Source organism: Nitrospira sp. M1 (genome assembly GCF_965152605.1).
Map to the genome: position 1 here is coordinate 1,619,372 of NZ_OZ224217.1, position 24,468 is coordinate 1,643,839.

At 47.8% G+C, this 24,468-nt stretch carries 21 protein-coding genes; 13 read left to right on the forward strand and 8 right to left on the reverse strand.

The features are described from left to right. Positions 1–134: 134 nt before the first annotated feature. Together ACWHX8_RS07575 and ACWHX8_RS07580 are read right to left on the reverse strand one after the other, a co-directional pair. Complete coding sequence (locus ACWHX8_RS07575) at positions 135–1,136, reverse strand: HD-GYP domain-containing protein (protein WP_447971347.1); 1,002 nt, start codon at positions 1,134–1,136, stop codon at positions 135–137. 426 nt (positions 1,137–1,562) lie between these two features. Then, positions 1,563–2,192, reverse strand: coding sequence for a hypothetical protein (locus ACWHX8_RS07580; RefSeq protein ID WP_447971348.1), 630 nt, complete (start codon positions 2,190–2,192; stop codon positions 1,563–1,565). Between the two features lie 304 nt (positions 2,193–2,496). On the opposite strand from ACWHX8_RS07580, the gene ACWHX8_RS07585 reads away from it, so the two are divergent. The 4 genes from ACWHX8_RS07585 (at position 2,497) to ACWHX8_RS07600 (ending at position 5,814) form a co-directional block, all read left to right on the forward strand. Further along, positions 2,497–2,874, forward strand: a complete 378-nt coding sequence (locus ACWHX8_RS07585; RefSeq protein WP_447971349.1) for a hypothetical protein — start codon at positions 2,497–2,499, stop codon at positions 2,872–2,874. Positions 2,875–2,981: 107 nt separating this feature from the next. After that, positions 2,982–4,247, forward strand: coding sequence for an FAD-dependent oxidoreductase (locus ACWHX8_RS07590; RefSeq protein ID WP_447971350.1), 1,266 nt, complete (start codon positions 2,982–2,984; stop codon positions 4,245–4,247). Positions 4,248–4,307: 60 nt separating this feature from the next. Further along, positions 4,308–5,066, forward strand: a complete 759-nt coding sequence (locus ACWHX8_RS07595) for a hypothetical protein (RefSeq protein ID WP_447971351.1) — start codon at positions 4,308–4,310, stop codon at positions 5,064–5,066. Continuing rightward, positions 5,059–5,814 (forward strand): TPM domain-containing protein, encoded by a 756-nt coding sequence (locus tag ACWHX8_RS07600; protein WP_447971352.1) that lies wholly within the window; start codon positions 5,059–5,061, stop codon positions 5,812–5,814. Before ACWHX8_RS07595 ends, ACWHX8_RS07600 begins: the two co-directional genes overlap by 8 nt. 136 nt (positions 5,815–5,950) lie before the next feature. On the opposite strand, the gene ACWHX8_RS07605 is transcribed toward ACWHX8_RS07600, so the two are convergent. From ACWHX8_RS07605 to ACWHX8_RS07615, 3 genes are all read right to left on the reverse strand, one after another. Then, entirely contained in the window at positions 5,951–6,715 is a 765-nt protein-coding gene (locus tag ACWHX8_RS07605; RefSeq protein ID WP_447971353.1) for an alpha/beta hydrolase, read from the reverse strand. 65 nt (positions 6,716–6,780) lie between these two features. Then, on the reverse strand, positions 6,781–7,395 hold the full coding sequence (locus ACWHX8_RS07610; RefSeq protein ID WP_447971885.1) for an amidohydrolase family protein: 615 nt from the start codon (positions 7,393–7,395) through the stop codon (positions 6,781–6,783). Next, positions 7,359–8,225, reverse strand: a complete 867-nt coding sequence (locus ACWHX8_RS07615; RefSeq protein WP_447971354.1) for a hypothetical protein — start codon at positions 8,223–8,225, stop codon at positions 7,359–7,361. The genes ACWHX8_RS07610 and ACWHX8_RS07615 overlap by 37 nt, the downstream gene beginning before the upstream one ends. A 363-nt stretch (positions 8,226–8,588) precedes the next feature. Here ACWHX8_RS07615 and ACWHX8_RS07620 point away from each other — a divergent pair, with 363 nt between their 5' ends. Genes ACWHX8_RS07620 through modC form a run of 4 tightly spaced genes read left to right on the forward strand, consistent with a single transcriptional unit; the run spans position 8,589 to position 12,665 of the window. Beyond that, positions 8,589–10,052 carry an alginate export family protein gene (locus ACWHX8_RS07620; protein ID WP_447971355.1) on the forward strand — a complete coding sequence of 488 codons (1,464 nt, stop codon included), beginning with the start codon at positions 8,589–8,591 and terminating at the stop codon, positions 10,050–10,052. Between the two features lie 35 nt (positions 10,053–10,087). Beyond that, a complete protein-coding gene (gene modA, locus ACWHX8_RS07625) occupies positions 10,088–10,861 on the forward strand; it encodes a molybdate ABC transporter substrate-binding protein (protein WP_447971356.1) in 774 nt (257 codons plus the stop codon). Positions 10,862–10,887: 26 nt separating this feature from the next. After that, on the forward strand, positions 10,888–11,571 hold the full coding sequence (modB, locus tag ACWHX8_RS07630) for a molybdate ABC transporter permease subunit (protein ID WP_447971357.1): 684 nt from the start codon (positions 10,888–10,890) through the stop codon (positions 11,569–11,571). Further along, positions 11,568–12,665 carry a molybdenum ABC transporter ATP-binding protein gene (gene modC / locus ACWHX8_RS07635; RefSeq protein ID WP_447971358.1) on the forward strand — a complete coding sequence of 366 codons (1,098 nt, stop codon included), beginning with the start codon at positions 11,568–11,570 and terminating at the stop codon, positions 12,663–12,665. Before modB ends, modC begins: the two co-directional genes overlap by 4 nt. Before the next feature lie 13 nt (positions 12,666–12,678). Here the strand turns inward: modC and ACWHX8_RS07640 are convergent, their stop codons facing one another. Further along, positions 12,679–13,875, reverse strand: coding sequence for a substrate-binding domain-containing protein (locus ACWHX8_RS07640; RefSeq protein WP_447971359.1), 1,197 nt, complete (start codon positions 13,873–13,875; stop codon positions 12,679–12,681). A 207-nt stretch (positions 13,876–14,082) separates the two neighbouring features. On the opposite strand from ACWHX8_RS07640, the gene ACWHX8_RS07645 reads away from it, so the two are divergent. The 3 genes from ACWHX8_RS07645 to ACWHX8_RS07655 all read left to right on the forward strand — a co-directional run bounded on the left by ACWHX8_RS07645 (position 14,083) and on the right by ACWHX8_RS07655 (position 20,172). Further along, complete coding sequence (locus ACWHX8_RS07645; protein WP_447971360.1) at positions 14,083–15,348, forward strand: protoporphyrinogen/coproporphyrinogen oxidase; 1,266 nt, start codon at positions 14,083–14,085, stop codon at positions 15,346–15,348. A gap of 121 nt (positions 15,349–15,469) precedes the next feature. Next, complete coding sequence (locus tag ACWHX8_RS07650) at positions 15,470–16,945, forward strand: glycosyltransferase family 39 protein (RefSeq protein WP_447971361.1); 1,476 nt, start codon at positions 15,470–15,472, stop codon at positions 16,943–16,945. A 197-nt stretch (positions 16,946–17,142) separates the two neighbouring features. Next, positions 17,143–20,172, forward strand: a complete 3,030-nt coding sequence (locus ACWHX8_RS07655; protein ID WP_447971362.1) for a two-partner secretion domain-containing protein — start codon at positions 17,143–17,145, stop codon at positions 20,170–20,172. A gap of 351 nt (positions 20,173–20,523) precedes the next feature. On the opposite strand, the gene ACWHX8_RS07660 is transcribed toward ACWHX8_RS07655, so the two are convergent. After that, the gene (locus ACWHX8_RS07660) at positions 20,524–21,108 is read right to left on the reverse strand and encodes a TetR/AcrR family transcriptional regulator (protein WP_447971363.1); all 585 of its coding nucleotides are present in this window, start codon (positions 21,106–21,108) and stop codon (positions 20,524–20,526) included. 21 nt (positions 21,109–21,129) lie between these two features. Continuing rightward, complete coding sequence (locus ACWHX8_RS07665; RefSeq protein ID WP_447971364.1) at positions 21,130–21,705, reverse strand: TetR/AcrR family transcriptional regulator; 576 nt, start codon at positions 21,703–21,705, stop codon at positions 21,130–21,132. A 550-nt stretch (positions 21,706–22,255) separates the two neighbouring features. Between ACWHX8_RS07665 and ACWHX8_RS07670 the strand changes: the two genes are divergently transcribed. Continuing rightward, complete coding sequence (locus ACWHX8_RS07670; RefSeq protein WP_447971365.1) at positions 22,256–23,089, forward strand: PEP-CTERM sorting domain-containing protein; 834 nt, start codon at positions 22,256–22,258, stop codon at positions 23,087–23,089. A 153-nt stretch (positions 23,090–23,242) separates the two neighbouring features. Beyond that, positions 23,243–24,376, forward strand: a complete 1,134-nt coding sequence (locus ACWHX8_RS07675; RefSeq protein ID WP_447971366.1) for a hypothetical protein — start codon at positions 23,243–23,245, stop codon at positions 24,374–24,376. Positions 24,377–24,468 lie beyond the last annotated feature (92 nt).

Genomic DNA, 24,468 nt, shown 5'->3' on the forward strand with positions numbered 1-24,468 from the left:
TCTCTCGCGTTGAGATACTCGTTTACTGTTTCAGTTTATATGATACGGGAATTCCATGATGGTTTTGCAGGACTTTCATATTCCTTCCTGTGCGGATGCGATCATGGGTTGAATGATGTAGGCATCGTTATTCTTTACCATACCACCTGTGCAAATAGGTCAGCCAAGGTTGGATCAATGCCTTTCCCGGCTTCGCGGCGGATGTGTTCGCGGGCTTCTGGAATTGCCAAAGGTCCTTGATTGTCATAACCGACTACTAAATGGTCAAAGAGATTTGCTAGGCCAACGATTCGAGCAAGATAGGGGATTTCTTCTCCTGCGAGTCCGTCAGGATAGCCTGTTCCATCGTATCGCTCATGATGGGAATGAATGATTTGAGAGACGGGCTCAGGGAACGGCAATGCTTGAATCATCTTCACTCCAAGGATTGGATGACATTTCACGACTTCTTGATCCTGTTCGGATTGAGGCAGGTCTCCTGAAATCAAACGATTGTGAATGCCGAATTTCCCTATATCATGAATATAGGCTCCCAATTGAATATATTCTTTTTCTTCAGGCGATACCTTGAGGTGTTCGGCTAGCAATGATGAGTAGAAGTTCACGCGATGGGAATGTTGCGCGAGTTCCGGGCTTTTGGCCTCTAACAAAGTTTCAAAATTTTTGACCGTATTTTGAAGGTTATCTTCTCCACTCCATAAATTCCCAAACGCTTGTAAGGCACCTTGCAACGAGCTCATTCGACGACGACGTTCGAATGTTTGATCTACGACGGCGAGCAGTTCAGCGACGTTAAATGGTTTGAGAATATATGCGGCCACGCCTTGGCGAATGGCTTCCATGGCTGACTGCAAGGTTCCATAGCCAGTGATAATAATGACCTCGACGTCTTGCCCCTGCTGGCGAATGCTCTGAAGGAGATCGATGCCCTGTTGACCGGGGAGTTTCAGGTCTAAGGTGATGAGGTCGATTGGCTGGCGTTTGAGGACTTCGACGGCCACTTCCGCACTATCCACCGTAATAAGGTTGAAGTACGGTGACAGCACCATTTTAATGGATTCACGCGGCCCTTCTTCGTCTTCAACAATTAAGATAGAAGGTTGTTGAGTGGGGGGCGGACTGGCACTAAGATCCATCGAGCTTCTCCAATTTGATGTTTCATCAGACGCATGATCGCTTGCAAAAAGGATGAAGACGAGGAAGTATGAAAAATAACTGCCTGTCGAAGAAGAAAAGGTCTCAGACAATCCTCAAAAGGCTACCCATGTATAAATATGTCGGTCAATGTTGAGAGAGGCTCCATGATTCAACCCTGTTATGGGGACGCCCATGGTCCTCTCTCATGTCAGAATAATCAGGGTATGATAATCCTCGAAACTGAGATAATAATCAAAAGAAAGTGATAGTGTGAGCGATATCAAAAAGTTGTAAATCGGTGCGGTCTTGTTCCACCTTCAATACATCTCGTTGTTAGGAATATATGGACTATTAGCGTCAATCGGGTCGTTCATCTGTGGTATGAGGATATCAAATGATGCCTGTATCGACGGTATCGTTCATGGTTAAAGATTTGAGCGTAAGTGAAAGGCTCGATCTTTGACCGTAAGATCTCGAAACAGTTGGTCGAATAATTCTTTTGCGACATCGCTGGTTAATGTTTCAACGTCTTTTGGGCTAAACAGAATAACCGTATCAGATCCATTGGCTCCTAAACTCGTACGCACGGTACTGCCGTCACTCATGTTTTTTGCCTCAAACCGAACTTGCATGGACACCTGAATGTCGGTAAAGCCAAATCCACTTTTGGCTTGTGTCTCTAACTTCAAGACTTCCCCTGACAGAATCACATTAGATAAGTTTTCTTCAGTCGCTTGTGTGGTATGCCACTTTCGTTGCTGAAGGTAGGCGACCGCCAGATCAGCCATGCCTTCACCAATTTGACCATTCCATGCATTGAATTGCGTCGTGCCTCCCCAAAAATGGGTGCGCTTTCCAATTCTTGATTGCTCTTGCCGTTTATCCTGAAATGGCGAAACGGCGATGCGAAGCGTATCATCATGAACGTCTTCCCCCGCATGCAAATTGGACGGCATGGGTCGAAGGTTGAAATTCACCATTTCACCGGTACCTTGACATCCGGGTAACGTGCATAATGCAAGAATAAAAACAATACAGACTTTATGGAGTGTCACGAGACCTTCCTCCTCTCCGTGAGACTAAGTGAATGAAAGGACAGAATTATTCTGTCTTGCCTGCGTATCATAGCAATAGTAAAACTGCGCTGTTTGTCCTAGGGTAATGCAATTGAATCCTTATTTCTAGACTTTATTTTGCTGTCATGCGAATAAAGGTTGGACAGAAAGTTTCTATCATGAAAGGCTGAGAGTGTTGTTCAGGGTTGGGAATGGGGGACATCAATCGCTGCCCATCTTGACTTTTTCAGGAAGTGCCTGAGAGTATGGCGCCGGTTAGATGAATAGTGAGGCGTAGGACATTATGTGGAATCATAATTTATTATTCCGTGCGGAAGAGGCCACCCCTCTGGTTGAGACTGAAAACGAACTGTTTCATGAAACGGATCCTGCATTAGATAGCTCGGGGTTGCAGCTAGAAAAGTACATTTCCGTATGGTTGCAAGGAGATGGCGAAGAGAGTCTGCCCACGGTGTTTACCAATGTCTATGTACGGACCGCGACATTGGATCCCGTCAGGCAGGTCGGGTTTCTTCAGCCCCTTCAAGGACGGTCTCACCAGATCAAAAAAATGCTCACCGCCGATCAAAAGTCGTACTTACGGACATGGCTTATGAAGACCTACCCGAAGGCCTGGGAAGAAGCGGATGAGCATTTTCATGATATTTTCCTAACCACGTAAGCTTCCTTCCAACGTTCAGATGTTGCGATCATGTTGTCTATTCAGTTGAAATGCTTTGCCTGTTTCATCTTAGGGCTCACTCCTGATCCAGCTGATAGGGAGACCCAATGGATATAATGCAGGATGTGGTCATTGTTGGAGCTGGTGGCGGCGGAGCCATCCTGGGGATACAGTTAACGAGAAAACGCATTGGAACCATTGTGCTGGAACAAGCGTTGGGGCATCCCCAAGGCGTACGTGGAGAAATACTACAGCCAAACGGCCAGCAAATTCTTGATAGACTTGGCGTATTAGAGCGAGTGCCGGCCCATGCGATTAAGCCCGTGCGGTATTTCCACTTCCGTCGTGTTGGAGGCAAGCGGTTATGTACGGTGGATTATGACATGTTGCCTCAGCCATACAATCGAGCGTTGGTGATGTGGCCCAATATGGTTCAGCAAACCGTGCTGAAAACATTAGAAGCTGAAAGTCCTGATGCCGTGCACTATGGAGCAACCTTTAAGCGATTGTTACGAAATGAGAAAGGCATTTGTGGCGTTGAAGCTGAGATTGACGGAAAACCTGTGCGGATTGGGGCAAAGCTGGTTGTGGGTGCAGATGGGCCGTTTTCTACCGTTCGGCAAGCCATAAACATTTCAGCGCAATTGCACCAATATCAAGAAAGTTACCTTGTGGCGATGCTTGAGGGGCAAGAGGAATTCACGGAGTCGCAATATTTCGTGGGGCAGCGAACGATCTTAGGCATCTTTCCAGGAGCCGGTCGTCAGGTGTATGTGTTTTATATGATCCCTTCCGGAGCACTTCCTGCGATGAAAGAAGAAGGGACCAAGGTGTTAGCCCAGCGATGGAAGTCCATTTATCCCGATCTGAGCCGTACGTTTGACACATTGCAGGATTGGAGTCAAACCGCGTACATGGGGACGGGGCGAGTACGAGCCAAGTCGTGGGTGACCGATGGCGCTGTGCTGATTGGCGATGCCGCTCATGGGATGAATCCTCATGCGTCGCAAGGGAGGATGCAGGCGATGGTCGATGCGGAAATCCTCAGTGAGGTCATCGACACATGTGCCAAGACCGATGATTGGTCAGCCGCAGCCTTGAAGCCATTTGAAACTCGCCGTCGTCAGCAGGTCACGATGCTACAGCACTTAGCCGATGAAGAAGTATTTTTTTGGAACACTGGAAATCTGGTGTTATCCTACCTCCGGGACCGGGTGTTTACGACGATTGATGGAAATCCACGTCTTCAATACCAAGTGTTGACCGCAACGGCTGGCCTACGAGAGAGTCCTCCATTTACCTTGTTTGATCGGGTGAAAGCCGCTGGTTTATGGCCAGATTCAAAAGCCCAACACATTCCCAATCATGTTTAATGGTATGGATCCACTCGCATGGTGGCGTCCGTCATAAAGAAGTCGCAAGGAATATTAAGTATGTCGAGTCTACAGCATGATTGGCCGTCGATGCCTGAAGTTGTCGAGCGCATCATCCGCAACTATCTCAAGCAGTTACGTAAGCCGTTCGATGCACAACTCGAAGGGGTTCTTCTCTATGGGAGTCTTGTGCGTGGGGAATATGTTGAGGGCCATTCCAATATTAATCTTCTTCTTATTTTACAAACATGCTCATTGCCCAATTTGCAGCATGTGGCTCAACTGACCGAAAAGTGGCGAAAGCATGGGGTTGTGCCACCGTTGCTGTTGACAGAGGATGAACTTCGGCAATCCGTTGAATATTTTCCGTTAGAATATTTTGAAATAAAAGATAACCATGTGTTGTTGGAAGGCAGAGATCCGTTTGTGACCATCCATATCAATGATCACAACCTAGGACTACAATGTCAGCAGGAATTGAATGGGAATCTCCTGAGAGTTCGGCAACGATTTGTTGAAGGCGGGGGGCGTCCTGAGGCCATCGCTGCCTTGTTGCCGCTTTCGCTTATGGCGTTGCTTCCGTGCCTTCGGGGAGTATGCCGAGTGTTCGATCATCCTTCCGGAGGAACTTCTGAGGCATTTTTATCGAACATTCCCAATACGTTACAGGTCGAGGCATCCGTGCTTCTAGAAGTCCTTGAGGTCAAGCAAGGGTTTCGGAGTCCCGGTAAACATGCATGGTCACAACTCTTTATGCGGTATATACAAAACCTTGAACAGATTATTCAGAAGGTTCGAGAGTTGCGACAACATGCGTAATCTATTGCATAAAAAAAATATGTTGCGATCCATCTGTATCATTGGTCTGGTCTGTGCCTGGGGCGTCGCGCTTTTGGTTCCACTGGCATTGGCCCAATACCCTCGACCAAAGGTTGACCTCCATCTTCCCACGCCGTTGGGGTATGTCAGCGACTATGCCGAGGTATTATCTGGCAATTGGTCTGAACGTATCCGGGGAGTGTGTAAAGAACTCGAGCAACGGACTGGTGTGGAAATGATTGTCGTGACATTGCCGACTGTCGGGCCTGAATTGAGTGTTGAAAAGTATGCATCGGAATTATATGAAGAGTGGCGTATCGGGACAGCGCAACAACAACACGGGCTCTTATTGTTGGCGTCAATGAAGGAGCGGCAAGCAGTGATTGTGTTGGGACGAAGTTTATTGTCCGTCATCACCCGGCAGCAGCTCAACGAGCTCTCGGCAGAATTTTTCGTACCGATGTTCAAAACACGTGAATTCGGCAAGCCTCTCTACCAAGCAACCGTTCGGTTAGCTGCAGCGTCAGGCGACGTGGAATTTCTTGAGAAGCCTGAAAAAAAGGCTTCCAACGTTGGCTTTTGGATGAATCTGAGTGCCGCGCTTACAATGGTCTATATTCTCTGGCGGTTTACTCGTCCAGAGAAAAAACATCCTTTTCAACGATGGCGACGTGGTGAGTATTGGAGTACAGGACAGGGAGGGTTTGGCGGAAACTTCGGCAGTTTTGGTGGTCGGTTAGAGGAATGACTAACATCTGAAACGAGTTACGAGTTAATGGGGTCAGGCATGTCTATTGACTAAATGAGAAGTTAGTTGACTTGTGATTGAAGTGTTGGTTGGTTGGATTGGGCAAGACCATTCCAAGGACGCGAGACGATGGGTGTCATACTTGTAGGATGCTCTGTGTGGATAGTGCCAAGAATGTTTCCAAGTTTGCAGGGCTACTGAATCGATGATCACCTGTCTTCAAGATCAATTCGACAGGATAGTACGGGTCCTGTGTCAGGAGGTGTTCTGTCATGTCCCAACTACCCGATGGCGGAATGACCGTGTCTTGTAGGCCATGCAGAATTGTTGTCGGAACCTGGCGAGGATGGGTGATGCGTTTCGCCCACAGCGTTTCGCTTTCTTGAACCCATTTCCATGACAAGGGGAAATCTCGGTGAAGGGCATCGTCATCCCAGGGCATCCAACCTGTCTGTTCCCAGGCTTCTCTTCGAGCGGGGGTGATATCCTGCGCTCGTTTCCCCATCATATTAAAAGCTGGGGCGAGGAGTAGTAGCTGTCGGACATGGAGGAATTCTTGTCCTAATAACCACGCTAACCAACCACCTAACGATGAACCAATAATTGTGAGCGGAGGACCGTCAGCGATCATGGTGGTGACGCGTTTCGCATCATCAAGCCAATCATGCAAGGTATAGTCGCGGAATGCACCTTCCGAGTCCCCATTTCCCCGAAAATCAAAACAGCAAAACCCCCAGTGACGTTCCTGGCAGATATTGGCCAGTGCGCGGCTTTTGTTGCCCCACCGTTTTGATAAGAATCCGGTGATAAATAAAATTTGCCGGTCTTCCCCCGTGATCCGGTCTCCGATGATCAACTTGGAGTCGGCTCCCTGTATTTCAAATCGTGATGTCTGCGTCATTGGTTTCGCCATATTCCGTACTCTATTGATGATACGATGAGATAGTTCTGTATCCTATTATAGACTTATGCTGTTACCCACCCATACGCGTGATGGCTTGGCAACGGTGATTCTTCAAGGTAAGCCATTTTCATGTGGCTGAGATAATCTTTGGGGAGGTCATGCCGTTTACTCTGCACATCGATGTGAAAGATGCGTGCGGCAGTTAACCCGAAGATCTTTGCTTTGATCTCTGGCGTTAAGGGCGGATAGCCATGTCGCTCCTGTAATTCTTCAGGTATTTGGAACCGCCGAAAGGCTTCAATTTGCCATTGCGGGGTTCCATACCAAATGGAATCGGTTCCCCACAAGATATGATCTTCCCCAAATGCGACTAGGAGTTGCCCAAGGAGATGTGCGCACGCTTTTGGCTCGGTAATGACAAGCTGCGCAAAGGTTGAGCCAATTTCCATATAAATGTTTGTCAGTCCGGGGTGTGTAAGTTTCATGCGGCAAAACTCACTGGTCCACGGCACGTCCCCGTTTCTCGCTTTCTCAAGATTGATCCGGTCGACTCCTAAAAATCCGGCGTGATACAGCAAGAACTTGAGTTTAGGGAAATCCTTGGCTGCCTGAAGGGTATCCTTCGGATGGTTATAGTCAGCTACTGAGCCAAGTGGCAGCCCTTTGTGGATGCAGATGGGGTCGGTACCCCGAGTTTTTGCGCTTTTTCCAGCATGGGATAAGCAATTTGTTCATCATGTAACCACCATCCATGGTTAAAGCCTTTTGGAGCCGCACCGGTATAACATTTCCATGCGTCGACTTGAAATACTTCATGCTGCTGATCCATGAAATCCAAATCTACCTGGCCGAGTTGCGGCATGACCAATCCATGAGCCAGCATGCGTTGTGAATCTGTGATGCGATTAATCTCATTTCGGATATGTGTCATTTCCTTGGGCGGAACCACGGAAGTCCAGGGGTAAGGGCCTGGCGGAGTGCTAATAAGCGCTAATGATGTTTCGCTATCGAGAAAGACTTCTTTCACGAAGTTTTCCCAACTTAAATCGGCCATGGTCTTACTGTCATGCGAGAGCGCGGCATTAAGCCCCATGTCGTTGGCGCGCTGGCGTAATGCCAACAGGCTTTCTCGCCAGCCTGGATTCGTAAAGGTCGAACTGACATAGTGCGTCTGGACATCGAAAATAAAGAAATGTTCGCCGCGACGAGTAAGAAAAGCCTCAGGTTCGGCTGCTTCAGCGGTGAGTATATCAAAGAACTTCCCAAATACCTGATTCATCGCGAGTAAGGCTACAGCCATGCCGCCGGTGGTTTTCAGAAATGTCCGTCGATCCATTCCCAGGCGGTTTGCCATCTCCGAGCTCTGTGCTTTAATCAAAGCATCGAGATGTTTTTGATTTCGGGTTTGTGGGATTGGCGTAAATTCTTCATTGGAAATGATTTGTGTTGGAATTGGTGAGGCCGATGTCAGGCCTTGTTGGATCGTCGGCTGTTTGGGGATGTTCATGGATGTGAGTCCCTCCATTTCATGCAGTGAAATCGAATAGCAAATTCTAACCCGCCATCAAGAAAAAGGCGAATGAACATTGGTGAAGCCAAAATGTGCTTGAAGGTCATTTGACTGTCCAAGAAATATTTGATCGATGCGGTTAGCGAGATTCGTAAAATCGCTATTTCCACTTTGGGATTGTGTCGTATCAAAGGTATGGGAAATGGAAGAGGGTAGATGTTGTATGAAATTGACATATAGTAATGTAAATGTTACTAAATTATATTCTTGTAAAATGCGAAGGACGGTCTGCGAATTATGAAGATAATGATAGTGGATAGAGTAGTTGATGGAAAAAGGCATGTTCTAAAACGAATCTTGATGGGCCTCGGTGTATTCCTCTGGAGTGTGACAGGGATAGCTGAGGCTTCCTCAGAACTGACCACGCAGCACAAACGTTTAGAGGCGGTAGAGTCTTCTCTCTTTCAGGGAACCATGGAGCGAGTTCAATCGACATCGCAATCGTCTTTGCTGGAATCTGCCGATGCTGTGTTGATTCGAACGAAGGAATGGCAGTGGAATCGGTATGTAAAGAATGCATTGAATCTTCCAACGTGGATTGATCTGGGCTTTGAGCATCGGACTCGATTCGAGACATATGATCATCCCTGGCGATCCAGTCAGCCATTAGGACAAACAGACTCACAGGTTCAGCAACGATCACGTTTGCGGTTCGGGTTAAATGGTGGAGCATTCAGATTCTTGTTTGAAGGGCAGGATTCTCGTGTGCATCTCGATGGTCCGGGTGATTTTGTGAACACGGGCATCAGGAATGAATGGGACATTCTCCAGTTATTCGTTTCCGCGACAGGAGATAATGTCATGGGTTCTGGCCTTCGAACCGATGTACATGTTGGGCGAATGACGATGGACTTTGGGCATCGTCGATTGATCGCCCGTAACGATTTTCGCAATACCACCAATGCATTCGATGGGGTGCATTGGCAATTGGCTAAAGACAAGGTTTGGAGGATTCGCACGTTTCTTGTGGAGCCTGTCTTACGTGATCAAACCGAACTCGATGAACAATCGAAACGTAGTGTATTTTGGGGAGTCTATGGTGAATCAACTCAAATCCCGTGGTTGCGCCTTAATCTGTATTATTTTGGGTTAAATGATCAACGTAGCTCAACGGTCAGTGCGCAACGTTCGTTTTCCACGTTTGGGTTACGTCTTTATGAAGATCCCAAGAGAGGACGGCCAGACTACGATATTGAGAGCGTGTGGCAGACCGGAAGGCTAGGCAATACTGATCACTTTGCGCACTTTCAACATATTGATCTCGGCTATACATTTAATATTCCGTGGTCGCCGCGATTTGTCATGTACTATGATTATGCCAGTGGTGATCGAAACCCAAACGATAGTCAAGATTCCTCATTCGATACGCTTTTTGGAGCGCGGCGTTTTGAGTTAAATCCCACCGGAAATTTCGGTCCATTTTTCCGGACGAATATCAGCTCGCCGGGATGGCGAGTGATTGTGACCCCTGTCAAAGGTTGGAGACTGCAAGTCAAGCACCGTGTGTGGTATCTCGCGACTTCACGTGGAGCGTTTGCCAGCAATGGACTACGTGACGTCAGCGGCGGTTCCGGAAATTTTCTAGGACACGATGTGGAATTGCGGGTGCAATGGAAAGTTAGCGACAACCTGGAATTCGATGCGGGCTACCTCCATTGGTTCAAAGGCAGTTATTTCGATCGCCTTCCTGCAAGTGCAGGATTGCCACCTGGGGGCAACAAGGATACGGATTACTTGTACATCCTGACGAAAGTTAGCATCTAACAAGAGTATTGGCGGTCGATGATTTCAAGGAAAAGATGATAGCGTGCAAGATTGTGTTGATTTTGTGTCTGCTTATTTTTCAAGTATCTGTGGGTGCGGTGTCGGCTCAAGATGTGCGGATTGCGGTGGCGTCAAATTTTTTGTCGGCGCTTCATGAAATTGCGAGCAATTTCGAACGAGACACGGGGCATGTTGCTGTCATCAGTTCAGGGTCGAGCGGAAAATTGTATGCACAAATTCAACATGGCGCCCCATTTGATGTGTTTTTTTCTGCAGATGTTGAACGGCCGCGGTTGATGGAAAAAGAAGCACTTGCTGTGCAGGGGAGTCGATTTACCTACGCTGTGGGACGTCTGACGTTGTGGAGTGCTGATCCGACGTTAATCAAGGGGGATGGCACGTCTGTATTGTCTCATAGCCATATTGAACATTTAGCCATAGCCAATCCCAAAACTGCGCCATATGGTGTTGCGGCCAAGCAAGCGCTTGAGCAATTAGGGGTATGGCAGGAAGTGGAGCGTCGGATTGTTCAAGGAGAAAACATCGGACAAACCTTTCAGTTCGTCTACTCACAGAATGCTCAACTTGGGTTCGTCGCCCTCTCTCAAGTCTTGGATCCGAAAATCAATAAGGCTGGGAGCCGTTGGGATGTTCCGTCAAATCTCTACGATCCGCTGGAGCAGCAGGCCGTTCTTCTGGTAAATGGCAAACACAATAAGGCAGCCACCGCCTTGCTAGATTACGTAAAAGGGGACAAGGCTCGGAAGATTATTGTCGGGTTCGGGTATGGCGTAGCTGGTTTGGATTAACATGATGCCTGGTTAAGGGATAACGAATGAATCTTCTGGACATGGACTGGGGACCACTGTGGTTGACGATTCAGTTAGCTGGCGTGACCGTGATCGTGCTGCTGATTGTCGGGACTCCGTTAGCGTGGTGGTTGGCAGGTACACGGTCAAAGTGTCGAACGCTGGTCGAGGCAATCGTGGCATTGCCGATCGTCCTCCCTCCGACTGTCTTGGGGTTTTACCTGTTGGTAGCACTCGGTCCGCATGGTCCGATTGGCGGACTCTGGAAGGAACTGACTGGATCGTCGCTGTCGTTTACCTTCACCGGCTTAGTCATCGCGTCGTCTTTCTACTCGCTCCCGTTCGTCGTGCAACCGTTACATGGAGCGTTTGAATCTGTCGGTAAAATGCCGTTGGAAGCGGCATGGTCTTTACGTGCCTCAAAACTCGATGCATTTTTTACGGTTGCCTCTCCAATGGCGATACGTGGATTTCTCAGTGCGATTGTCTTGGGATTTGCGCATACGCTCGGTGAGTTTGGAGTCGTCCTTATGGTGGGAGGCAACATTCCAGGCGTAACGAAAGTCTTGTCTATTGCGATTTATGATCATGTTGAAGTGTTGGAATATACACAGGCGCACATGCTGTCTGCCGTTCTTCTCCTGTTTTGTTTCACCATTCTCACGATCGTGTATACGGTCAATCGACGTCTTCCCATTCATGTCTCATGAGCACCTTAACGGCTCAACTCGAGCTGCGTTATCCGTCGTTTTCTCTTCAGGTTGCTCTTGAGCTTCCGTTGCGGGGTGTCACCGCGGTCTTCGGGCCGTCAGGATGCGGTAAGACGACCTTGTTACGCTGTTTGAGCGGACTTGAGCGCGCACCGAACGGAGTGGTTCGCCTTGATCAGACGGTTTGGCAGGATGACAAGGAGGGAATATTCGTCCCTCTTTCCCTTCGCCCCGTTGGCTATGTGTTTCAAGAGCCCCGCTTGTTTCCACACTTGTCCGTTCAGTCGAATCTTGTATATGGACGAAAACGTGTTCCTACTGCTCGACATCGGATTACCGTGGAAGCCATTGTCGATCTTCTTGGGTTAGAGCATTTGTTAGAACGATGGCCTCATAAGCTCTCAGGCGGAGAGCAGCAACGGGTAGCCATTGGACGGGCTTTACTGACAAGTCCCGAACTCTTGTTGATGGATGAACCGCTCAGCTCGCTTGATGTTCAGCGCAAACGAGAAATATTGCCATTTATTCAACGGTTGAATATGGACTTGGATATTCCCATTATCTACGTAAGCCATTCGCTTCAAGAAATCCTCCAAATAGCGACGACCTTGATTATCATGAAGGAAGGCCGAGTTATGAGCCGCGGTCCACTGAGTGAGGTCTGCACGCAGTTGGATGCACGGCATTTCATGGAAGGCAGTCACATGGGCGCGGTCATCGATACAGTCGTCGAAGCCCATGACAGGGAATTTGGACTGACGACGCTGGAATTTGGTGGTCGTCATCTTTTTGTGCCGCATCAAGAAAAGCCGATAGGGGAGAGGTTACGTGTGCAGATTCTTTCAAGAGACGTGAGTATCATTACGAGTCCCCCTGACTTTCACAGTAGTGTGCTTAATATGCTGGAAGCCTCAATAACCGACATTGGAACGATTCATGCCGATCATCCGTTTGTTGATATTAAATTAGATATTGGAGTACCGCTTCTTGCGACGATAACCAGAAAGTCGTTGGCGACCTTACATCTTCATCCAGGGCAGCGAGTCTATGCCCAAATTAAAGCCGTGTCTTTTCGGCAAGAACATGAGGTGTAGAGTTGAATATCGATTACCAGTTCAGGGATTTTCCAATTTCTGAAAGATCATACCCGCCAAGTGCGAGTAATTCTTGTCGAAATGGACGGCTGACGATGGCATCAAAGAGACGGCTGATTGTTGGATGAGAGGCCAAAGAGTCTTTTCGCAAAATTAGATCGTACTGCTCTTCGCGTAAAGGGATGAAGGCTAATCCGTATTGTCGTGCCGCCGATTCCACACCGATTCCAATGTCGGCGAGTCCATCCCGAATGTTCCGCGCGACTTCCAGATGTGACGACACTTCACGCCCATACCCTGTGAGATGCTTGCCGGAGATGCCGGATTTTTTGAGAAGGCTATCCAAGAGTATCCTGGCTCCAGATCCGGCTTCTCGATTGACCAATTGAATCCCACGTTTCGCTAAATCGTCAACACATCGAATATGTTTTGGGTTTTCTGGGTGCACCACAAATCCTTGAACCCATGAAGCAAATCGTACACCCAGAAAATCTTTGCCACGTACATGCTGTCTCAGATAGGGAAGGTTGCTTTCGCCAGATCGTGCATCGACTAGATGGACGCCTGCCATATGGACTTCACCGTCGAGGAGTGCGTTGACGGCGTTGACGCTGCCCATTGTCCAATTGGTCACACCAGAGAATGTTTCATGACGAACATGTTCCCCGGCTAAAAAGAGTGATGGGTCACATCCAGCTATCACAATATTATGTGTGAGGCGTTCTTGATCATGGAGAAGGCTGACTCGTACTCGTGGAGTGTTTCGATTGCGTGGTTGTTGAATGGTTTCTGTGACGATTCCGTCGGCCGGTACCACATAATTGAGCATATCGCCCAATTGCGATAAGGGTCGCGCGAGGATACGGTTGCCGACGTGAGATATATTCACCCGCAATGACTGTCCTTCGACTGGTAATGTTCCCAAGAATTCGGCTTCAATCTCTTGTTCGTCCTGATGAAGTGAAAAAAGGTCTTCGACCTGACAGTCTAAAATTCGTGCTAATTGCAAGGCCACGGATGTGTTAGGAAGATAGTGGTTTTGTTCGATGGCATGCATGGCTTGCCGGGTAAGCCCAACTCGCCTTGCCAGTTCGATTTGAGAAAAGCCCTTGGCCTGACGTACGGCCAAGATGCCATTTTCGATTGATCCCTCTGGACGGGACGTGTCTTGTGTGTTGGTGCGTCTTGTGTTGGGTTGTGGTTTCTTCATGTTACTTCTTCGATCGCCATGCTACCCAACCATTAGGCAAAAGTATAGGTCTTACGGTGTTTGAACTTGAGAACACTTGCAAGTGAGGCCACGATTCCTTGAGGATGTGCGGTAGGAAAAGCGGCGGCAGGAAATATGGTAAGATCAGCGACTTTGTTGTCGTAAGGGAATGATGATGTATGTAACGTATTCAGGGCAGGTTCAGTGATGAAAGTGGCCATATTGGGAGGCGGTATTTCAGGACTGAGCTTAGGATGGTTGCTGAAGCAATCCGGTTGGTCGCCGACTGTTTTTGAACGTCAATCGTGTTATGGCGGATTGGCACGTTCTTTCCAATGGCATGGGTTTCATTGTGACATTGCCGCACACCGATTCTATACAACGAATCAGGCTACTTTTCACACGTTTTCTTCACTTGTGCCGCTGGTTCGAAACGTCAGGCAAAGCAAAATTTTCATCGAGGGGAAATGGATTACCGATCCCGTAAACCCGTTAGAGTTAGCCGTCAAGTTTTTCCCCAATCCAGGACTGTCTTTTGTGTGGGATTATCTCACGCGAACCTCAAACTCCGATGTGGCCGCAGTCTCGTTCGATTCGTATGCCTTGTCGCAGTATGGCCAGTCCTTAACGGAGTTTTTCTTTCGTCCCTATACAGAAAAATTATTTGGAATATCAACAAACGAAATTTCCACGTCGTGGGCGACTCAGAAAATTCGTGTATCTGGCATTCTCGATATGATCAAACGGAATAGCAAAACATACTTTAGCCATTTTTATTATCCCAAGGAAGGAGGCTATGGAGCGTTCTGTCAACGGTTATATCAGGACATTCATGCCGATGTACGCCTGTCAACCTCAGTGAAGGCGCTTCATACTGAACACGGTAAGGTTGTCGCGATTACGTCGGAAACGGACAGTATCGAAAAAACCGAAGCCTTCGATGTCGTCGTGTCAACGTTGCCATTGACGATATTGATGCGACTCCTCAATATTCCTATTCAATTACAATTTCAATCTGTCTCGCTTGTCTATCTGTTACTTGATCAACCGCAGGTTTCTCCGAACCATTGGGTCTATTTTGCGCATAAAGACTTTGTCATGAATCGGGTCTCAGAGTTTAAAAACTTTTCCGCTCATGGCGTACCTACCGGTAAAACGGTGTTGTGTGCGGAAATAACCATGGCGTGTCCCCGTGATCAGATTGTTGAGCGAGTGATTCATGACCTTGACCGTAGTGGCTTTATCCGACGGGAAAAAGTAATCGATACCTTATTGTTGGATGAAACATTTGGATATCCCATTTACACTCGCCAGTATGAAGAGCAGTTAGCAGTTACTCAGGCGGCACTTGCCGCATATTCCAATCTTTTTATCACGGGAAGAAATGCGGTGTTTACGCATATGGATGTCGATGAGAATTTTGAGTCGGCACAGTTGCTTCATGAGACGCTGATGCGTACATTTCAGGCGTAACCTTCGGTGCAACACCTCTTCGCGACCTTCGTGTCATCATTCTCCTTCCCTTACTGTTTGTTCTTTTGTCTCTAATGTGTTGCTGATGATTCATCTCCATTCAGAACATAGACGGACATGTATGTTGGTGGCCTTGATTACGGTCATCGGGACTGGGTTGCGAGCCTATCGGTTAGGCTACCAGAGTCTGTGGCATGACGAAATCCTGACCTATTTAAGTTCCAATGGGAGTCTGTCGCATGTTCTGTTTCAAACAGAGGTTCAAACCAATGTCCTGCCGTTATACTATCTGGTTACGCATGCGTTGTTATATTGGAGCGATCTCGAGATATCATTGCGGTTGCCATCGTTCATTTTCGGCTCTCTCACGCTTCCACTGTTTTACGCTATCGTTCGCCACACATTTGGAGCCCAGACGGGAGTATGGGCAACCGGTCTATTGGCTATCTCGCCGTTTCATATTTTTTATAGTCAAGAAGCCAGACCCTATGCCATGTACGTGTTTTTGTGTGTTCTTGCCTTGTTTCTACTTCAACGGTGCATCGACCATCAACAGAGTCGCCTGCTAAAAGTCAGTTTCGTTATTGTTGCGGTCTTGACCTTCCTCTGTCATGCCGCTGCGATTCCTTTTTTAGCGTTCCTCGTTCTCTCTATTCTTATTCTTCGCCCGTTGAATGAGTGGCGCGATTGGGTTCCGACATTTCTTGCTGTGGGATTGCTGCTGCTTCCTGCCGTGTATTGGACGTATGCGATTCAAGTCAGCGGGAAAATTGATCAACAGTTCGACCCTTCGTCTTTTCTGAATCTTCTCTGGTTGTTTTCAACAGGGTATTCGCTGGGACCAGACTTTCGTTCTTTATTTAACCTAGAAAAGTTACGATACCTGGCTCCTCATTTCACGTATATGATCCCCATTCTCACCTTGACTGTGGGACTCGCGTGGTTTGGCGTGAAAGAAATTTGGACATACGATAAACGGCAATGTCTTGTGTGGGTGCTGTTCTTTTTTTTACCCATCATTGGGATGAGCGTTGCCGCGCTTGTGACCTACCGCCCGTTTTACGAACGATATGTCATCACTTCGATGCTACCATTCTTGGTGTTTCTGGCAGTGGGTATTCAACATGTGCAAAACCGATTCGTTCGATTATGTTGTGTGGGAGTGCTTCTCGTGGTGAGTGGTTTTTCGATACAGCACTATTATTTTGATCCGCACTATTATCGGGAAGATAATCGAGGAGCCGCACGTTTTTTGAAAGACCATGTCATTCAAGGTGATGTCGTGATCTGTATGACTCCGCATACGACCGCGAATCTGTTCCACTATCTTCCAGCTCCACGGCGTATGGCCATCAGACCGTTTCGAACAAAAGAGACCGTACTGACCTCGAAGAAGTTACCCGTGGAATTACGGGAAATCATCGCCGGGCGCAAGCGTTTTTGGGTGTTCTATAGTCAGTCGATGAACGGTCGGTCCAAAGGTCCGTTGGAACAGCATTTTGATGAACATTACGTGACCCGTCTAGAGTTTTATTCAAGCAAAATTAAGTTAATCCTCTATGAGGTTCCCCACGATGGCCCGTCTAAAGTTTTGTGAATTTGTTCCTATTGATTTACCAAGTCAGAGTCCTTCTGTCCGTGCAAAATGAGAATACTGTCTCCGCTTCTAGTTAAATTTTGAGGAGTTGTAGAGGAACCTACAGAAACATTTACTTTTACTCTCACTTTCATTATCGTGCATGAATCGCAATAGAGGAAAACGAGAACGACGTATTGCCCCTATGATCAGATGCTATGGCTCACGGGCTACCCCTCCACAGGTTGGTTCAGGAGTTGAGTTTTAGTCTTTCCCAATTCGTCATTAAGTCTATTCTGGGCATAGTGCTCGCTGGCACGATTCTGTTGGAGCCTATTATGGCTCAGGTCGCGACTAGGATCACTCCCGATTCCAGTCTTCCAAGCAACACGACGGTTAACACAATTGGTGAAGTTCATCATATCGAAGCCGGGACCATCAAGGGAAATAGCCAATTCCACAGCTTTGACCAGTTTGATCTGGGTACGGGTGAGATCGCGAGTTTCAATGGCTCGGCAAGGATTGAGAATATCCTGAGTCGTGTGACGGGAGGAACTCTCTCCAATATTGATGGTACGCTCCGCTCGACCATTGAGGGAGCCAACATGTTTTTCCTGAATCCAGCTGGTGTGGTGTTCGGGTCAGAAGCCAAGCTTGATCTTACTGGTTCGTTTTACGTGAGTACTGCCGATTTCCTGCGTTTTGAAGATGGAACGACGTTGTATGCAGATGCATCGTTGGATGGCAAGGCCGAGAGCATTTTGACTGTCGCGCCGACTGAAGACTTTGGATTTTTGAATAGGCCAATAACTTTTGGTTTCACGAATAAGGATTTTGCTTCTCTCACGCTTGAGGGTGCCACTCTTCAGGTTCCTAAAGGGAAGGCCCTTTCAATAGTTGGAGGAGACATTACCCTGGGGGCTCGTGATAAGGGAAGTGAGTCTCGATCTTCTCGTCTTGTCGCGGAAGGAGGCATAATTCATGTCGCAAGTCTAAACACAGCGGCCGAGGTTCCTATAAGTCTGGACAGGATCGAAGCGAACCCAATTGAATATGGTGGAGAAATCATTCTGTCTGAGGAAGCCGTGATAACAACGAGTGGAGTTCATAGTGGAACGGTGATCGTTCGAGGTGGACGCCTCATGATGGATGATGCTGAAATTTCCGTGACCACAGGAAATGAAAATGGGAATCCCATTGGAATTGATATTCATACAGAACACGATATTTCTCTCAATCAGAATTCTCGCATTACGAGTAATGTTTTGGGAGCAGGCCATGCTGGGAATATTCATCTCAGTACTCGCGTACTGACCATTGGTAATGATCTTGTGGATTCTGAATCTGTTTCGGGGCGACAGAAATCGACAATTGAAGCGTCCACCTCGAGTTCGGGTGATGCGGGAAATATTATTCTCAATGTGGAAACTGTAGAGGCCGTGAATACTGAAATCCTCAGTCTCAGTACGGGAGATCTTCCTGACAGTGGTAATGCTGGGCAGATTACTATTGAAGGCTTGCCTGTACAAGGAGAACCTCGTCCTGCTGAGCAGATCACATTGACCGGCTCTCAAGTCGACACAATTGTGACGACAGGTAAGGGGCAAGGCGGGAATATTACCAGTACAGCAAAAACCATCGTGCTGAATACAACAGGGGTTCGAGCTGATGGCAATGGTACAGGGAACGCAGGCAATATTACATTTAATGTAGAGACGCTGACTGGAGTGAATTCTTTTTTAGGGAGCCGGAGCCGCAATCCCAACGCTGGGGGAGGGGATGCAGGTAACATCACTATTCAGGGCGTGACTGGGAAGGGAAGTGCGGCGAAGACTATTGCTTTTCCTCGGAATTCTCGGCTTACCACCTCGATTATTCCTCCAGTTAACCTTGTCGGTCAGTATCACGGGGATGGAAAGGGAGGCCAAATCAAACTTGTTGCTCGTGACTCTATAAGTTTGCGAGGGTCGAATTTGGTGACCAACGTTCATAATCGTCAAGGTGCGCAAGATACGGCTGTGTCAATGGTCGAGGTCGTTGCTCCAAATGTGAGTATAGGTTTTGGAGGAATTAGAGCAACCACAACGGGCTCACGTAATGCTGGTAATATTATTGTGACGGCCATGGAAAAGCTGACGCTGAGCGATCCTATTGGTCCTGGCTTTGCCAAAATTGAAGCCGAAACGTCCAGCGCAGGTCATGCGGGGAATATCGTCTTTACTGTAGGGGCATTGAAGGCGGTCGATGCTCAAATTTTGAGTAGTAGTACAGGAACAGGTAATGCGGGTAGTGTGACGATTCAGGGTCCGAATCGCTCTGTGCCCGGTCCAGTTTTCTTGTCCGGGACGGCTATCACGACGGAAGCGATGTCTGGGAGAGGAGGGGGGATACTCGTCGACAGTGCCGATAGCGTGACGCTGGATTCTACATTCGTGTCAGCCGATGTTACGGCAGGCGGGCAGGGCGGCGACATTACGATTCATAGTGGGCAAATCAAAGGGAATGGACTGCTCCTCCTTCGAAATAATTCACTGGTGACTGCCGAAAGCAGCGGTGGTGGTGATGCTGGCACTATCCGGTTAGACACTACGGGAACTCTCCGGCTCGCTGATAGCGTGGTCAGTACTGATGCGACGCTTGCTTCCGGGGGAAATATAAAATTAACGGCCGATTTCAAGGTTCATCTCTTGAATAGCACGCTTGAAAGTTCAGTGGCTGGCGATGCGACGACGCAAGGCGGCAATATTGGTATTGATCCGCAATTTGTGCTTGTTCAGAATAGTCACATTCTCGCACGGGCGAATGAGGGGGCAGGTGGTAATATTGATTTGATTGGCAATGTGGTGCTCGTCGATAGCGTCAGTACCATTGATGCCTCATCAGCGTTTGGCGTGAGTGGTAACGTGAATATTTCTTCTCCAACTCAGAATCTTAGTGGCGCCATTATTCCGTTGCCAGACCAGTTGCTGAAAGTTAGCTCGCTTTATGGGGAGCATTGTTTTGCTCACAAAGCTGGAAACTACAGTAGCTTTACTCGGCGCAGTCGACCAGTGTCACGTGAGCCCGGTGGTTTTCTCCTGAGTCCGCTCTTGGAACATGCCAACGCCATTGTGTGGGCAACTCATGATCGCCATTCAAGGCCTTTGCTTGCGGTCAAACGTTTAGGAATAAGCCGTATCGCTCCAACGTTGATATTTGTGAATGAAGAACAAACGCTGACCTTATTGGAGAACGGTTGTATCTTTTAATGTAGGATTCCTCCTTTCTTTGTATCAAGTTGTTCATCAATGCTCTGGTGCAAAGTCAGAGACTCTTTCGATGTTCCACATCGCATCTTTTTTATTGCATCTCATCAGTCTGTAATTGTCATTCGGAGTGATGTTCTGTGCGTTTTTTATCTGCTGAGTGTATTTTGGTTCTCTGGTTATCTACTTGGATGCAAGGACTTCCTTGTCTCTCTTTACACGAATACTACTGATCGAATAGTGGATGAGGTGTAATGGCAGCGGTAATGGATGAAACTCTAGGCCATGCGTGATGCCTTGATATCGTGGGAGAGCGAAGGTTGAGGAACCATGAGTCCACGTCGGCAATCATGCCTAGGCTACGGCGTGAGAGAGCAGCAATTCAACCGTTTTGCGAGCCTGCTGAGCGACAACGCCAGGCCCACTAACATGTGCTGTGGCAATGGCGCCTTCCATAAGCACCAAAATTTGGGCGGTGAGTTCTTCTGGGTTGGCTACGCCGGCATCGCTGGTGAGTCCGAGAATATATTGCCTAAATACACGTTTATGTTCTGCCGAGGCTTGATGGACCGGGTGATCGTGTTGCGCGTATTCAGCCGTCGCGTTAATAAACATGCAACCTTGAAAATTTGCTGATCGAAACCATTCGGCCAAGACGTCGAACAATGCTAGTATGCGTTCTTTTGGTGTTGTCGCACGTTGTTCTATTTCTGTCGTCAACCAACGTCGGACTGATTCATCACGGCGGCGAAGTACGGCTAAAATGAGTGCATCTTTTGAATCGAAATATTTGTACAGCGTCGGTTTTGACACGTTGGCGTTTGTGAGAATCATGTCGATACCGGTGGCATGAAACCCATGATCATAGAATAATTGAAGCGCCGATTCGATCAATCGTTCTTTCGGTGATAGGGCTGAATCTGGAGCGGTTCTTGGCATGGTGTGTGTGCGGAGTGTCAGTTACGTTTGTGCCTGAGCGAGAGCATGGTCGATCAAGATTTCCGCTGATCGTTTAGCCTGTTGAGCAACGGTTTTGGGTTGGCTGACATGGGCGGTAATGACGGCGCCTTCCATGAGGATGAGTAGTTGCTCTGTCAATTCTTGAGCGTTTGACACGTGTAGTTTATCAACGAGATCTCCGATGTGTCGACCGAAAATCCGTTTATGCTCTGTTGCCGCTTGATGAATGGGGTCATCGAGGTGAGGAAACTCGACGGTGGCGTTGATGAACATGCATCCGCGAAATTCGTCAGTCAGAAAAAAATCACCCAATGTATCAAAGAGTGCCAGGAGTTGTTCCTGAGGCGTGGACCCACGATGCGCCATCTCGCGCATGAGCCAATTGCGAGACTGTTCGTCCCGTCGACGAAGGGCCGCGAGAATGAGTTCGTTCTTCGAGCGAAAGTATTTATAGAGTGTTGGTTTGGAGATTCCTGCTTCTGCCAGAATCGTATCGACGCTCACGACATGAAAGCCCTGGTCATAAAAAAGTTTTAATGCTGTATCGACAAGCTTATCGCGTAACTTCGAAGCCATGACTCCATAGTCCTTCCTTCAAATATTTCCTTCTATGTCTTCGCACAGAAGTCAGGAGGCCGCCACGTGAGTGACCTCTGACGTTTTTCTGTACACAAAAACTTTCTCTCTCTAGGTGACTTGGTTAATTTTGAGTCTATGCCTAATGATTATTGGCATATTTAGTTAAGCATAACTATTTATATTAATTGTGAATAACATAAATAATAAATTACTTACCAGTTATTAATATTACTATACATCTTTAATGCCTCTATCGCAAATATATGTGGTATGACTTTATTTATACCACATTATATGGTGTTGTCATAGAATAGAATTAATTTATTAAAATAAACATGCATTATATGTCTTGACATTAACTTACTGGTAAGTTAATTATTTGCAGTTAATTTACTTACCGGTAAGTAATGTATTTTGGAAAGTTTAAGCAGCCAACCTTTAAAGGAAAGGAAAGACGAAACATCATGAGGTGTACGGCGAAAGTTGTTCGGGAGATATCCATCTCTATTTATTCATGTTCCCTCACCAAATATTACAGGAGGTTGCCATGAAACATCGCATGGGTAGGTGGGCAGGCAAGGTTAAGATTGCGCAGTTGTTTACTGAGAAACGGCATTCGGGAGACGGGGGTATTGTGCTGCTTCACCAACGGGTAGGGCGTCATGCGTTGGCCACGCTGGCTGGCTGTATGTTGTTGTTGGCGAGTGTTGGTGTTGATGCCGCATCGGTAGGATTTACAGACAGAATCGCGTTTCAATCCGCGTTATCGGGGCCGGAAACAGTCGTGAATTTCGATAACGTTTCCGCTGGAACCGAGATTCAAGAGGGAGTGCCGTTTCAGGGCATGACCTTCACGAGCAACGTTGACAATGTGCTTGGAAGATCTGGCCTGATTGTCTCGGCTGAGTTTTTTACCACCTCTCCACTGAACTATTTAGGAGTGAATGATCAGTTTTCCAATGAATTTTTATTTGGCGATGAGCTGAATGTGAATTTTCAAAATCCTGTTCAAGCCGTTGGGCTGTCGATTATTGGTAGTCCCATGGCGACGCAGGCTAATGATTTTTTGCTCACAGCCGGTGGAGGCAGCGTGTTCAATGCTGGAACTCCTGAGGAGACTCTCATTGATGGAGGTGAGGTGTTTTTTCTAGGCCTGATCAGCGATCAGACATTCAACTCGGCGCAATTGATTAGCTTTGGTGACCAACTCGACACGTCTTTGGGTTTTAACATCGACGATATTTCTACGGTCACTCCATCAAATGCAGCTCCCGTTCCTGAGCCGTCGGCGGCGCTGCTGCTCGGGACGGGGCTTTTAATGCTTGGAGGAATCGCGAGATGGAAGAAATGTGAATCACCGGCAATGAAAAAGACTGTTTAGTCAAGGAGGTCGTACGCAGGTGAAGATTCCTGTTTATACCGGTTTGACGTCGATACATGCACAAGGAACTCTTCATTCAAATGCGTTCACGTCGTTTGGAGTTGGGTATGAGTATTAGCCATTGATTATTCACGAATCAACACGGAGAAAACCATGAACAACATTTCACGAAAGATTACGCAATGTATTGGGACAGCAGTCCTCGTTACCACATTCTGTATGAGTGGATTTGCGCATGCGATTGTCTATACCGCGAGTAACGAAGTGAATGGCAACGATGTCATTGCGTTTGACATTGACAGTCGAGGAAATCTCAGCGAAATTGGTCGATTTCCAACGGGAGGCACGGGAACCGGAGGACCACTTGGAAATCAGGCCGCACTGACGACCGATGCCAGTGATCGTTGGATGTTCGTTGTGAGTCCAGGGAGCGGAGAGCTCACGAGCTTTCGACTGCAACCGGCTGGATTACAGTTCGTCAATAAAGTTTCTTCTGGTGGATTTCGCCCGCTGAGCGTGACGGTGTTTGGCACGCTAGTCTATGTGTTGAACGAAGGAAGCGGGAATGATCAGGATCCTCGACGTATGCGATACGATAATATCAGTGGGTTCCGGTTTACGGCAGGGGGGATCTTGGTACCCATTCCCAATTCCACACGCATCATTGATCGAACTCAACTGACCGCGCCTGCTCAGGTTGGATTTAATAAATCCGGCACCGTGTTGCTCATCACCGAAAAGGCCACGAACACCTTGACCACGTTTGTCATGAGGCGGAACGGGACTCCACAACGACGACCGGAAAAGCGCCCATCGTTTATTCCCACTCCATTCGGATTCTCATTTGGTGATCGAGATTTCGTGAATATCACTGAAGCCAATAATGGCGGGCCTGGAATGACGGTGTCCTACCGCGTGGATCGAGAGACCGGTGAAGTGTCGGGCAGGGTCGGTTCTATTGAGCAAGGTACGGCCACGTGTTGGACGGTCTTGTCCAGCGATGAGACGATTGGGTATGCCACCAATACGGGAGATGGCACGGTGTCGTTGTATCGGATTAATTTCGACGGCACGTTAGAGTACTTTTTCCCGGCCAATCAGGATACTCCGATCGAAACTGGGACAGGCGTGCGTGATGCGGTACTCACACAAAATAATCAATTTCTGGTGACGCTCAACAACGGAGATGGTCAAATCCGTGGATTTTTCGTGAATCGCACCGGCGCGATTTCACCGCGAGGCACGTTACCCATTCCCACAAGTGTCACGGGATTGGTGGCTCGGTAAGCATATAAATTTATTTTCTGAAGCGAGATGAGCAGACATGTAGTTCTCCGAGTGAACCGGCGGATGGTCGAAAGATGGGTCATCCGCCGGAT